Below are 12,109 nucleotides of genomic sequence, written 5' to 3'. Positions count from 1 at the left end.
ACTTTGGGCGTTTCAGTACCGGTTTTTTGGAGGTAATCGTGGACACACTGCAGGCCATGAGGTGCTTCGTGAACGTAGTGGCTACTGGTTCATTCAAGGAGGCCGCAGCACGTTTGAACCTGTCGAGCAAACTTGTGTCAAAGCAAGTTGCCAAGTTGGAGGAGCATTTAGGTGTTCGCTTGCTGCATCGAACAACACGAGCAGTGAGTTTAACTGAGGCGGGTACTACTTACTACGAAGGGTGCGTCTCCTTAGTGGCAAGCGTTGATGAACTTGAGGCTTTGGTGCATCCAGACAATGAGTCTCCGTCGGGCCGATTACGTATTAGCGCACCTACGACCTTCACCGAAAAGTGCTTGATGCCGCATTTTGTTGAGTTTCAGAGACGATATCCCCACATTTTGGTAAATTTAAGTCTCAGTGATCATTATGCAGGGATAGTAGAAGAGGGCTTTGATCTAGCGATTAGAATTGGGCGCCTAGCAGACTCAGGCTTGATTGCTAGCAAGATAGCTTCGACTTCAGTAGTGCTTTGCGCCTCTCCTGGTTATCTATCTGGTGCTCCAAAACTCAATCATCCATCAGATCTCAAAGAGCACAAGTGCGTTATAGATACTAATTTTCGCGACAACGGAACTTGGACTTTTAATGTAGGGGGTGACACCATTCTTCTACGTTTTCCTGAGCAGATATCCGTGAATAGCGCGGAGGCAGCGAGACAGTATGCGCTTGCTGGTGGGGGCATCGCAAAATGCCCTCTCTATTCTGTGGAGGATGACATTGAGAGTGGTGATCTGGTGCAAATTTTGCCCGACGCAATCAATAGTACGCTGGATATTTCAGTGCTCTACAGCAGTTCAAAATTATTACCTCCCAAAGTCCGAGTCTTTGTAGATTACCTAAAGAATGAGATGAAAAGGCAGTCAAAGTGAAAGTTAAGTTCCTGTGCTACTTTCAGCCAAAGCATCCACAGTAACTGTAAACTGTTTCGAACGGATTGCTTTCTGCGTTTGTAAAAAGTCGTTCAAATTTAATGAGTAAGTACTGTCCAAAACAAATAAGACCAGAGCTTTGGTGAAGCTCTCTGGCATAGAAAACCGCCGCTCGAAACGAGCGACGGATATCTCAGCTTTTATGTGGAGTGACTTGGCACAGCGGATCAAACGGTGCCGTAAGACTCTATAGACCTATAAAGTGAAACACCGGCAGCTGGGTCACTTTCATCAAATTCCATCAAGGCCAAGAACTCAAGGCAGGCAGGAGATCCAGTGAACAAATTGAAAGCCGCTTGAGCATCTTCTTGGCTTTCCCAATATACAAGGTCAGCGTATTCCCTTTCATTTAGTTGCAAAAGTTCACGCTTGATAAAGCCCTTCATCATATCCAGAAACTCTACCTGTAGTCTCTGAGATGCCGCCATTAGGTCTTCGACCCTAATACCATCTTTGAGCTTTATTTCCGCGAGCTCTACCGCTTTCTGAGACATACATTCTCCTAACTTACGCTTGAGAAGCGAGATTTATAGTGGTTCGGAATTAGTGACACATGAGTGTCGTTGATCAGCTAGGCTGAGGACCGCACGACTATTTTTCTGATCGGGCAATCCATTATGGAGTAGGGGTTAACCGTTTTTGTCACCGTCGCAGACGCCAAAAACTCGAGCAGGGCCGCCTGTCCCGCCAACATGGTTCAAGGCGCCGACGATGAGCGAACAGTCACCTTTCTTAGAGGCTGCTGAAAGTTCGTCTACATTTGCAAGGTTCTCAACCAGTAAGATATCACGTTGGTATAGCTTGACATGCGCGGGCCAAGAGTCTGACCAGTCGTCGGACGACCCGCGGACTCCATCGCCGGAGTCTCCACTCAGACTGTCAGTAGCGATGCCTGATATGCGGACACCTTTTTCATCCATAATCTCGATGAGTCGATCGAGCGCTTCTTCTGTGAAGCCAGGATGGTTGAGACCGTTGACGTACCCCGCCGCTTCCCAATCTTCGCCGCCCATTCCGTAGAATTGTCCCCAGCCAAGATTGGCCACGACCCAAGCGCCGTCTACAATTTGATCGGCAACATTGTCGATGTCCGCTGCACGCACGGTCGCTTGCGAAGTGTCAGAGAAATCAGTAATCGACTTGTCAAGGTGCGGGAGCCCATCGTTTTTCTGCAGTTCCGCTGCCACGCGATCAGAGACATCTATCATGACCACTTTGCCGGTTAGGTCTTCAGCTGTTAACTCCTCTGTGGCGCGCCTCTGATCATTTGCAATACTGCCTTTTGATAGGCTGTCACTGTTGTTCAAATAGTGGTTTGGGCTGTTAAAGCTCGTACCATTGTGTTCTTGAATAAGTATGGCTGCCGAAAGGAACTCACCTTCATTGGTGGGCCAAATATCAGCAGGGTACAAAATTGCCTGGTGATAGAAGCCTGCAATTGGTTTGCTATCTCCTACCGGTTTCGACAGATCAGGCTTCAACGGGTCGCTGGCAAGAGGTTCGAAGGTAGGAATAGGTTGTGTAAGATCATAGAATTTCAGTTCTCCTGCCGTTGCCATTACCGGCACTAGTAGGCAAGCAACCGTTGACAGAGCAGCAGTTTTCGATCGTCTTGACATTTGGTTTTCCTTATTAGTCTGGTGGTTGCTTTGATTGATCCGAGTTGCACTATTGGATCAATGATCCGCGCCCAGTTTCCCTCAAAGCCATCCAAGTTGTGCACCCTAGTGCTCCGGAGATATGGCAGTAAAAAAACTGCAAACGAGGCTCTGTGACGCGCAGCGCCTGCGCGGAAATTGATCATCGCCAAATTGTTGGCCTATGAGGGTGGACGCCGAGAACTATGAACCAGAGCCCAGTGGCATAGTCCAAAGTCGCTTCAAGACACCACTTTTTTAAAAAGCGGGCATCGCATGCTATCAAGTCAAGAGTGGGAAACGATACGCCTGAACGATGCCACATAGTGCATTGCAATTTCCAAAACTCAGGCTGCATAATTTACCTCTTTTGCTCGAACCAAACTTCGGGTGCCAAAGGACCGCTTGCGACTCTTCTGAAGTGCCGGGGCCGCAAAGTGAAAACAAAACAACAACCCTGCAATTGTCTGCTAAGGCAAGAGAAACTTGATGAAAAACTGGAATGACATTCGAACCGCCGCTTTTGTGGCTCGATTGGGCACAGTAAGTGCTGCTGCAGAAGCGCTAGGTTTGCATAGAGCAACCGTGGTCAGGCACATTGATGCACTAGAAAAGCAACTGGGTGCAAAACTGTTTCTTAGGCACCCCAACGGGTTCACCGCAACGCCATTGGCACAAGAACTCCTAAATATGGCGGATGCTACCGAAGCTCACTTCAACGAGCTTGCATTGCGGGCCAATGCTCAGGGGAAAAGGCTGGAAGGGACGCTAAAAATCACGTTGGTGGATGATCTAGCACCGCTAATACTCCCGGTCATAAAGTCATTCCAGGCTGCCAATCCAGGAATGAAAATTGAAGTTGTTGGATCCGACCAAAAACTGCGCTTGGAATATGGCGAGGCCGACATTGCTCTGCGCATTGGCCCAAAGCCCCAGCACCCAGACAACGTGGTGATACCTTTTGTGAAAATTAGGATGGGCCTTTTTGCTCAGCAAGAAACAGACTGGCCGGAAGACCTAAATCAGCTGCCAGACAACTGCTTAGTGGGGCCAACAATTCATGCGCCTGAGTCTCCTTATTTTGAATGGCTAGCTGCCAACGTTCCAAGTCGGGCAGTTGGTTTCCGAAGCAACAGACTGCCGGTGCTCTGGGCTGCTGTGCGAAGTGGGTTAGGTGCTGGTTTTCTTCCATCTCTCCGCGCCGAGGAGGCTTCCCTCAAGCAACTTGTTGAGCCGAAGGAAGATTGGCATGAGGCGACTTGGCTGGTCACGCACGTGGACATGCATCGTACGGCGAAAGTCCAAGCGTTTATTCAGTTGGCTAAGTTGCATTCTTCCGGTGTTTAAAAAATGCGCACCCTATGCGCGATTTTATTTCTTTTCGCATATATTTCAAACCTCTACGTGTGTTCAGCAAAGATTGGTGGAGCAGCTATATCGTCAATGACGGACCCACCACCTGCTGAATTGAACGGAGTTTGATATGAAAAAGAGACCTATTGCTGAATCCGCCTTTTTGTTGGTCGCTGGCGCTATGATAGTCGGTGCAGGAGGAACAATGTTATTCGCCCCTGACGTTCTACACACAAAGAATGGCGTTGACCTTGGGACTAACCCAAACCTGTTAAGTGAAATCCGAGCTCCTGGGGCATTTTTGCTATTCTCCGGCCTATTTGTGCTGGCAACGCTGAAGATTTCTCGTTGGCGTAACTACGCAACGGCGTTAACGGCGTTAATCTATACGTCCTTTGGAGTAGGGCGAGTTTGGAGTTTACTAATCGATGGTGCGCCGGTTGCCGGATTGCTCGTTGTCACACTATTGGAGTTATCGGTTGGAATTATTGCGCTAGTGTCACTTAGTTTGCGGACTGAGGCGAGACAAGTTAGTTTGTAAGGTGCTTTGCAAGGTGCCTGAAACCGGAAAGTCATTTTAAGATTGTGCCGGAGTTGGCTGTCGATGCGCATTATTCTGTTTTTCACTACCTTTCAAAGTGATGTAAAAACTATACTGCTCCTGCATTTTAGAAGCAGCGAAAAGATGGGCCCCCCGTTGTAGGGTAACAATTCCCGTGTTCTTTCAATGAGCAAATAGTAGAAGATCATTTTGCGGGAAATCGAATGATGCCCGCCACTTGAGCATATCTTGAGTTAACTCGCCCTATTGGAAAAGCGCTGAGCCTTTTGGGTTCTTGGCAAAGCTACTATGGAGAATGCAGCATGATCGACCCTACGGTTTTAATGACTTATTCACTGATTGTTCTGGGCTTTGTTTTCATACCCGGACCTGCAACCCTTTTGACCGTCGCGCGAGCAACAACGTCTGGCACCAAGGTTGGCATTGCAACGGGGGCCGGTATTACTGCCGGTGATTTCCTGCATACGATTATGGCCGTGGTCGGCATTTCCGCGATAATCGCAGCATCTGCTACACTGTTTACAATCGTCAAGTATATCGGCGCGGGTTATCTCGTGTACCTCGGCTTGAAAGCGATCCTTGAGAAAGCGCCAGTTGATCTGGGGCAGGGCCGAGTGAAGATCACCGCCCCACAAGCATTTCAGCAAGCTATTTTGGCGGAGGTTTTGAATCCCAAGACGGCTTTGTTCTTCTTGGCGTTTTTACCTCAGTTCGTCGCACCGGAAAAAGGCAACGTAATACTTCAACTTACCGTTTTGGGTGTCGTGTTTGCTTTGATTGGGTTTTTCAGCACCATTGTTTGTTCGGTCGCGGCTGGTGGACTTGGCAACTTTCTGCGCCGCAACCCAACTGTTCTTAAATGGCAAGGCAAAGTTGTCGGCAGCATCTATTGCGCACTAGGCGTTCGACTGGCGATGCAAGAGCGTTAATCGTGAGGCCCAAAGTCAGAATTGCCTGACGTTTGGGTCAGTCTTGCACGACACGCTGCGTTCCTCACAGAAAAGCTTAGGATGCAATTTTAAGCAGAGTATGACTTCTGTCAGCGTACCTTCGGCACAAATGTGTTCTGGGCGGACGGAGTAAATCCAAGCCGCCATTGGCAATCTCTCTTGCCTGGTTGATCAGGAAGGCACCCGCACATGTGCCTCCCAACATTTTCAATTGCGGCTGGACAAGTCAGCGCTGAACGTTGCCAGAATCCCGAACGGCAATGGCATCGACCTCGAAGAGCATTCCGTCGAGGGCAAGTCTTGGTACTGGCACTAACGTCTGCGTCGGCAGATGATCTCCGAAGACCGACTTGAGTTGACGTGTTAACACCGCCAATTTCGTCTGATCGTGGTCAACGACGTAGGTGGTGAGTTTGACCACTTGCTCGGGACCTGCATCAGCAGCCGCAAGCGCTGTGGCAAGGTTCTGGTAGGCTTGGGCGACCTGCGTCTCGAAATCAGGCGCGAGATTGCCTTTCTGGTTCTCACCGCCTTGACCCGCAATGAAAACAAGACCGTTTGATACCATCGCGTGACTGTATCCGTTTGGCGCAGGATCATAGAGCGCCGACGGATTGATGGTTTGAATTTCACCGGCCAAACCCGGGTTGGTTGAAAGTGTGAACATCGTAATAGCTCCAATGGCTTGGACAACGTTTCGCATGAATAGTCTCCGATTTTGCGGATCAGTGGATATGAACCACGTCGAGATGGGTGAGTTTGTCTGGGTTTCGGACGATGAAGATTTCCTGAACCTTCTCCTCGTCGTTGAACGCAAAAGAGAGCGCCGCCGTTGTCGTTTCCCCGTGTTTTATCAAGACACCGTGCATGCCGTTTAGATTGACAAGCACCCATTCGTGATCGTCCCAGTATCGGTGCAGCTTGGAGGAGACGAAGTTGCAGAGTGGGACGGCACCTTCGATCGCTTCGAGTATTGCCGGGACCTTGCCGCCGCCGTCTGCGCTCAGACGAGCATCTGCCGCCAGCATCCGGGACAGATCATCGATCCGACCCTCCGTCACGGCCGTTTTAAACGCCGACAGGAAAGCCATCTGCAGCTCTGGGGATGCTTTGTGACGTGTAACCGCACGACCTACATTCCCGCGCGCCCGAGATACCAACTTTCTGCTACTGGCTTCCGAGGTGTCGAGCGTTTCCGCGACAGCAGCATGAGACATCTCAAAAATGTCGTGGAGCAGGAATGCCGCACGCTCCTTTGGGGTGAGCCGTTCAAGCATCATCAGGAATGCCATCGAAAGACTGGATGTTAACTCCGCTTCCTTCTCTGCATCATTCTCGCTGGAAACCTGTATCGGTTCCGGCAACCAGGCGCCCACGTAGTCCATGCGTGCCCGGTCGCCCGAGCGTCGCATGTCAAGGCAGCGCCGAGTGCAAGCGGTGACAAGCCAACCATTTGGATTCTCAATCGCTGCACGGTTCGTGCCCGCCCATTTGAGAAACGTGTCTTGTACCGCATCCTGAGCATCGCTTAGAGACCCCAGAATTCTGTAAGCGAGGCCCGACAACCTTGGGCGCATGCCTTCGAAAGCATCAAGTTCCGACTTTGTGAGTTCAGTGCTTTGATACATTTATCCGGTTCCACAGATTGATCATGGCAACTTCGGCAGTCAGCGCGCCGATTTCAGCATCGGAAAAATGCCTGCTCAAACGTGCGCGCATGGCCGCAAGGTCTGATTTCAAGTGCAGGCTCGTCAAAGCCTCTGTCCATTCCAGCGCCGCTTTCTCTGCGTCGGTGAAATCACTCACCTGGTCCCAAGCAATCACCCTGTCCAGACGCTCGGTGGTCTCGCCGTTTTGCCGAGCCTCTTTCGTGTGCATTTTGATGCAGAAACCACAGCGATTAATCTGAGATGCCCGAAGTTGAACGAGGTGGCGGACTTTCAGATCAAGGCCATGGTAGTCCAGCACCTGATGCACGCTGCCCATCGTCTGGAGTACGTCGGGGATCGTCTGTTCGTATTGAGTTGCGTTTGAAGTACTCATCGTCACTTTCCTTTGTTTGACTATCCTATGCACTAGTGACGATTGTCGGTCAGGTTTTGTGACGCGCCCATCAGTGAATTTTCTTAGGGCGCTGTTCTTAAATGATTTTTTGCGTACAGCTCACTTGTGGCAATAAAGCGTAAGTCTTTCTGTCATCGGGCCGACCCGAATCTTGCGCTTTCAATTCTGCCAGTTGGGCATGCGCATGAAACGGGTCGAAGAACAGTTCGTCGCCACCTTAGTGGAGTGTCATGCAAATAAGGAAAGGCATGGCAATGAAACTCGAAAACAAGACCATCATCATCACTGGTGCCAGCAGCGGGATCGGCGCTGCTGCAGCTTTTCTCTTTGCCAAAAGCGGAGCAAACGTTGTTCTGGGCGCGCGTCGTAAAGCTCAACTGGATGAGATTGTTGGGCAGATACGGCAAGGCAACGGCAACGCTGTTTCGCTTGCGGGCGATGTCACGGACGAGGCTTACGCTTATGCGCTCGTTGAATTGTCGGAAAAGAGTTTTGGTGGCTTAGACGGAGCATTCAACAACGCCGGCACCACTGGCGACATGGGTTCTATTCCAGATATGGGAAGTGACAACTGGCACAAAGTGATAGCTGTTAACCTGAACAGTGGTTTTTTTGCTGCAAAGTTTCAGGTTCCAGCGCTGCGCAAGAGAGGTGGTGGTTCTATTGTGTTTACGTCGTCATTTGTCGGCCACACTATTGGTCTTCCTGGAATGGGAGCCTACGCTGCTGCGAAGGCAGGCTTGATCGGCATGACACAAGTGCTGGCGGCTGAGCATGGCTCGGAGGACATCAGAGTCAATGCACTTCTACCCGGTGGAACGATGACCCCTATGGCAGGTGAAGACGCCTCTTTCCATGAGGTTGTCAGGGGGCTTCATGCGCTCAAGCGCATGGCTGAACCCTCCGAAGTCGCCGCCGCAGCTCAGTTTCTTCTGTCGGACGACGCCTCATTTGTTACCGGAAGTGCGATGCTTGTCGATGGGGGCAACTCCATCAGCAAGTTCTGAAGGCAAAGAGCGGACATTGGTTCGACTGAATCAGTGTCCGCCCTGATGCAGCGATTTGTCAGTCTATAGAATTCAAGAAACCGTACTCGCAGCAAATGTCAGGAAAGAGGGTCGCAGCACCGGAACTGCGAGAGTATTCAATATTCGCTAGGGGCCGTCCTTGAAAGCGTCCCGGCTGGTTGGATTTCAATCGGTTCTGCGACGGCCAAAGCATCCTCGAATTCGGCGCCCAAGTGCTTTGTTGCGTTAAGAGCGTATTTCGATTGAGTAGGTCACGCCTCTGCGGGGTCTGTGCCATCTCACCACCTTTGGGCCAGACCTAAGGTGCGCTGGTCACAAGGCGGTACTTTCGGAAGAGAGCCCCATTGATCGTCACGTCACCCTCGATCTGCGCGCCTAGGCGCTTCAGCGCACCCAACTTTGTTCGGGTTGGCGGAAGAAGGAAAGTCACGGACGGAATACGCACATCGCACCGCGCGAACTCTAGTGATTGAGCGGTTATCCTCATCCCCAACCCGAAGGTCGAGGGTTTCAGCACGAGGCCGAAGTCCCAGTCAGGACCCTCGCGTTGAAAGCCGCCCCATCCCACATAAGCGCCGTCCGCCAGAATTGCCCAGTGGCCCAACCCGTCCTGCGCCCACTTGGCTTCCTTCATTGCCACGAAGTCAGCTGTGCGCCGCTGATCCCAGTTGCCCTGGAGCAACGGCATGTGCGGAGCCAGAGCTGGATCGGACATATGCTCCGCAATATCCTCGACCGCGATCTCGGGTAGACGCGTAAAGGCGATTTTTGTCATGTGCTAATTTGCGACACACCGTATGCCGCCCCTTGGGTCTCAGAGTCCGAGATGGCATCGACCAGAAATTGTGCAAGTGCCAACCGGGAAACTGCTGTTCCTTTTTCGGGGAGAGCATCTCTTTCGGCACGGTATGCCGCCACGCTGGCATCATTGAGGAAACCCGCGCGGGCTGAGGTCCAGTCTAGGCCAGAGCATTTTAAGATATCCTCCATGCGAAAGGCGCTGCGCACAACGTTCGGCAGAACGAAACGAAGGGGCTTTCCCAGCAGCGTTTGGTCTGGAGATAGCAAGGCCGTCGAGGTCACCAGAACTCGTTTGAGGCCCGTCAACGACGCAGCTTCGACGATGGCGCCCGCAGATCGGTAATATACCGATGTCGCGACTTTCGAAGGCAGCCGACCGCCCAATGCCGAAATAACTGCGTCATGGGCGCGAAACAATGATGTGAGGAACAAAGGGTTACAGGGATCACCTTCCATCACTTGTAGTCTTTTATGTTTGAGATCGGGTGCTTTGTCTGCAGAACGAACGACTGCTGTGACGTATATATCTTTTGCGAGCAAAGCTTCGAGCACAAGCTTGCCTGTCCGCCCATTCGCGCCCAAAAGAACGAGTTTCAAAGTCTTCTCTTTTCAATTGGAAAGTGCGTTTGCGATCTGCCTCAGGCGGAAAGGCAAATCTTGTTACTGTCCAGATCCCTGACGTAGGCCGAGAAGCGCGGTCCACGTTGGTTCGGTTCACCTTCGCTCGTGCCACCAAGCTCGATGGCCAATGCGTACAGCCTTTCGACCTCTTCAGCCGACCCGACGCTGAAGCCGACCATGGTTCCGTTGCCATTCGTGGCGGGGTTCTCGTCGAACGGGATAGCGGCTGCAAAGGCAAAGTCAGGTCCGAGCCAGTATGTCATTCTGCCGGTGGGCGAGACACGCTCCACGCCCGATTGACCAAAAAGCTGGTCATAGAAGCGCGTTGCGGCGGCCATGTCGTTGGTGCCGACGACGAAATAGTTCATCTGCATGGTGCGATTTCCTTTGAGATTGCGCTGAGTATTGTGAGCATCACTGACCGGTCAGTCTGAAGAACTCGATTAGCTGACCGTTGGGGTCCGTGATCTTGAGCAGGTGAATGCCCGGCTCTTCGATAATCTCCGGCGCGGTCACACCGGCGGTGGTGGCGCGGGCGTGCAAGACTTCCAGATCGGCGGATTGTAGGTAGGGAACCGCGCCCGAACCTGCCTCGGACCCCGGTGCGTACTTGTCCCGTGACACGATTGCGAACCAGCCACCAGCCACGTTGAAGGCCACGAAATCCGGTAGTCCGATTGCGGGGGTGCTGTCGAATAGGGCGCGGTAGAAGGCCTCAGAACCCTTCATGTCATCGGTCGGGACATAGGCTCCCATGGCCATGATCGGCTCAGGGTCTGTAGGTATTACCTCTTCGGCGGCGAGTGCTGTGGGCAGGACAGTGGCGAGCGCTAAAGCAATTAATCGTCTCATGATCTGTTCTCCTTGATGGTGTCTTTCCTGCTTTTACCGCGACTATGCTGACAGCGTGTTGTCAGCATCCTGTCAGTATGGTCTATTGCATTGAAAGGAAATCAATTGAGACGTGGCGACAGGCTATTTGAAATCATCGAGATCCTGAGACGTGCCAAAGGGCCGATCTCTGCCCAGTCCATTGGTAAAGAATTGGGCGTTACCAAGCGCACGGTTTATCGCGATGTTGCTGCGTTGATCGGCCAGGGCGTGCCAATCAACGGCGAGGCCGGGGTCGGCTACGTCTTGGAGCCTGGCTTTCATATGCCACCGCTGATGTTGACCCCGGATGAGATCGAGGCTGTGACGCTCGGTGTTTTGTGGGTGCAAACCCGGGGCGAGCCAGAGCTAGCATTGGCCGCCGAAAAACTGATTTCAAAGCTGGAAGCCGTCGCACCTGACAAGTACCGGACGTCATTTCTTGAACCGGTCGTCAGCGTCGCGCCGGTCGACCAACCGGATGAAGTGCTTGGTGCAGCGGCCATTCGTCTGGCCATTCGGCGCCGGAAAAAGATTGCCCTGACCTATTCGGATAATTCAGGCCAGAAGACCCGTAGGGTGATCTGGCCCATAATGCTTGGATACCGAGATACGAGCCGCATAATCGCCGGCTGGTGTGAGTTGCGCGAGGGGTTTCGCTACTTTCGGACAGAAAGGATCATTGAGGCGGATGTGCTTGAGGACAGTATCCCGGGGCGAATGGACCTCCTTCGCGAAGAGTTGCGTAGCGCGATGGACGCGGAACGGAAGCGTTATGAACAGACAGCATGAAACGGGAGTTGCCTAACGATTGTTATCGGAAGGCTGCCGCGCAACAACACGCTTTTAAAACAACAGCAGGTTACCTCGCCGGCCTTGGCTTGAGCTGTTGGTTTGCGACCTGTGTACCTCCCCGCGGCTTTAACCTTAGCGATACCCTCACGCTGACGCTCGAGCATAATCTCCCGTTCAAATTCAGCGACGCTGCCCAGCAGGTTGGTCGCAGACCGAAGCAGACGTTTGAATCCGACACACGGGCGGGAAGGGGAAGTTCGCTGCGGAGTCTGCAAAGGTAATTTTTGCGCAACAAAGCCGACGCTGGTGAATACTCGTCGTACGTCCTCATTCGATGTCAAAGCAGACTATCGCATAAACGTGAACTAATACTGCTTGCTTTATGATTGAGACTCACATGGATTTCACATGCTAAAATAGATTCCTGAGAAGTAAT

Annotated in this window: 15 protein-coding genes and 1 pseudogene; 6 read left to right on the top strand and 10 right to left on the bottom strand. The window is 52.0% G+C overall.

Going from position 1 to position 12,109, the window contains the following annotated elements; all coding sequences use genetic code 11:
• Positions 1-56: 56 nt before the first annotated feature.
• Positions 57-932: a LysR family transcriptional regulator gene (locus ACR0DT_RS13460; RefSeq protein ID WP_480711303.1), complete on the top strand. Its 876-nt coding sequence runs from the start codon at positions 57-59 to the stop codon at positions 930-932.
• Positions 933-1,159: 227 nt separating this feature from the next.
• Here ACR0DT_RS13460 and ACR0DT_RS13455 read toward each other — a convergent pair whose 3' ends face one another.
• Positions 1,160-1,486 carry an antibiotic biosynthesis monooxygenase family protein gene (locus tag ACR0DT_RS13455; protein ID WP_480711234.1) on the bottom strand — a complete coding sequence of 109 codons (327 nt, stop codon included), beginning with the start codon at positions 1,484-1,486 and terminating at the stop codon, positions 1,160-1,162.
• 135 nt (positions 1,487-1,621) lie between these two features.
• Positions 1,622-2,611 (bottom strand): cyclase family protein, encoded by a 990-nt coding sequence (locus ACR0DT_RS13450; protein WP_480711233.1) that lies wholly within the window; start codon positions 2,609-2,611, stop codon positions 1,622-1,624.
• 507 nt (positions 2,612-3,118) lie between these two features.
• Here ACR0DT_RS13450 and ACR0DT_RS13445 point away from each other — a divergent pair.
• From ACR0DT_RS13445 to ACR0DT_RS13435, 3 genes are all read left to right on the top strand, one after another.
• Complete coding sequence (locus ACR0DT_RS13445; RefSeq protein ID WP_480711232.1) at positions 3,119-3,976, top strand: LysR family transcriptional regulator; 858 nt, start codon at positions 3,119-3,121, stop codon at positions 3,974-3,976.
• A gap of 136 nt (positions 3,977-4,112) precedes the next feature.
• Positions 4,113-4,523: a DUF4345 domain-containing protein gene (locus tag ACR0DT_RS13440; protein WP_480711231.1), complete on the top strand. Its 411-nt coding sequence runs from the start codon at positions 4,113-4,115 to the stop codon at positions 4,521-4,523.
• Positions 4,524-4,846: 323 nt separating this feature from the next.
• The gene (locus ACR0DT_RS13435; RefSeq protein ID WP_480711230.1) at positions 4,847-5,473 is read left to right on the top strand and encodes a LysE family translocator; all 627 of its coding nucleotides are present in this window, start codon (positions 4,847-4,849) and stop codon (positions 5,471-5,473) included.
• A gap of 247 nt (positions 5,474-5,720) precedes the next feature.
• Here ACR0DT_RS13435 and ACR0DT_RS13430 read toward each other — a convergent pair whose 3' ends face one another.
• The 3 genes from ACR0DT_RS13430 to ACR0DT_RS13420 are packed head-to-tail and all read right to left on the bottom strand — an operon-like array spanning position 5,721 to position 7,537.
• Positions 5,721-6,197 carry a RidA family protein gene (locus tag ACR0DT_RS13430; protein WP_480711229.1) on the bottom strand — a complete coding sequence of 159 codons (477 nt, stop codon included), beginning with the start codon at positions 6,195-6,197 and terminating at the stop codon, positions 5,721-5,723.
• A gap of 22 nt (positions 6,198-6,219) precedes the next feature.
• The gene (sigJ, locus tag ACR0DT_RS13425; protein ID WP_480711228.1) at positions 6,220-7,122 is read right to left on the bottom strand and encodes an RNA polymerase sigma factor SigJ; all 903 of its coding nucleotides are present in this window, start codon (positions 7,120-7,122) and stop codon (positions 6,220-6,222) included.
• Positions 7,106-7,537, bottom strand: a complete 432-nt coding sequence (locus ACR0DT_RS13420; protein ID WP_480711227.1) for a carboxymuconolactone decarboxylase family protein — start codon at positions 7,535-7,537, stop codon at positions 7,106-7,108. Before ACR0DT_RS13420 ends, sigJ begins: the two co-directional genes overlap by 17 nt.
• A gap of 275 nt (positions 7,538-7,812) precedes the next feature.
• Here ACR0DT_RS13420 and ACR0DT_RS13415 point away from each other — a divergent pair, with 275 nt between their 5' ends.
• Complete coding sequence (locus tag ACR0DT_RS13415; RefSeq protein WP_480711226.1) at positions 7,813-8,565, top strand: SDR family oxidoreductase; 753 nt, start codon at positions 7,813-7,815, stop codon at positions 8,563-8,565.
• A gap of 319 nt (positions 8,566-8,884) precedes the next feature.
• On the opposite strand, the gene ACR0DT_RS13410 is transcribed toward ACR0DT_RS13415, so the two are convergent.
• Genes ACR0DT_RS13410 through ACR0DT_RS13395 form a run of 4 tightly spaced genes read right to left on the bottom strand, consistent with a single transcriptional unit; the run spans position 8,885 to position 10,860 of the window.
• Positions 8,885-9,361, bottom strand: a complete 477-nt coding sequence (locus tag ACR0DT_RS13410; RefSeq protein ID WP_480711225.1) for a GNAT family N-acetyltransferase — start codon at positions 9,359-9,361, stop codon at positions 8,885-8,887.
• Entirely contained in the window at positions 9,358-9,969 is a 612-nt protein-coding gene (locus ACR0DT_RS13405; RefSeq protein WP_480711302.1) for an NAD(P)-dependent oxidoreductase, read from the bottom strand. Before ACR0DT_RS13405 ends, ACR0DT_RS13410 begins: the two co-directional genes overlap by 4 nt.
• A gap of 56 nt (positions 9,970-10,025) precedes the next feature.
• Positions 10,026-10,382, bottom strand: coding sequence for a VOC family protein (locus ACR0DT_RS13400; protein WP_480711224.1), 357 nt, complete (start codon positions 10,380-10,382; stop codon positions 10,026-10,028).
• A 40-nt stretch (positions 10,383-10,422) separates the two neighbouring features.
• On the bottom strand, positions 10,423-10,860 hold the full coding sequence (locus ACR0DT_RS13395) for a VOC family protein (protein WP_480711223.1): 438 nt from the start codon (positions 10,858-10,860) through the stop codon (positions 10,423-10,425).
• A 105-nt stretch (positions 10,861-10,965) separates the two neighbouring features.
• Between ACR0DT_RS13395 and ACR0DT_RS13390 the strand changes: the two genes are divergently transcribed.
• Positions 10,966-11,670 (top strand): helix-turn-helix transcriptional regulator, encoded by a 705-nt coding sequence (locus ACR0DT_RS13390; RefSeq protein ID WP_480711222.1) that lies wholly within the window; start codon positions 10,966-10,968, stop codon positions 11,668-11,670.
• 71 nt (positions 11,671-11,741) lie between these two features.
• Here ACR0DT_RS13390 and ACR0DT_RS13385 read toward each other — a convergent pair.
• Positions 11,742-11,873, bottom strand: a pseudogene (locus ACR0DT_RS13385) (recombinase family protein); the annotation flags it as partial.
• Positions 11,874-12,109: the final 236 nt, after the last annotated feature.

The sequence above is a fragment of the Ruegeria sp. BI11 genome (assembly GCF_056538005.1).
The sequence above is the reverse complement of the archived record's forward strand: the minus strand, read 5'-3'. Positions and strand labels throughout refer to the sequence as shown.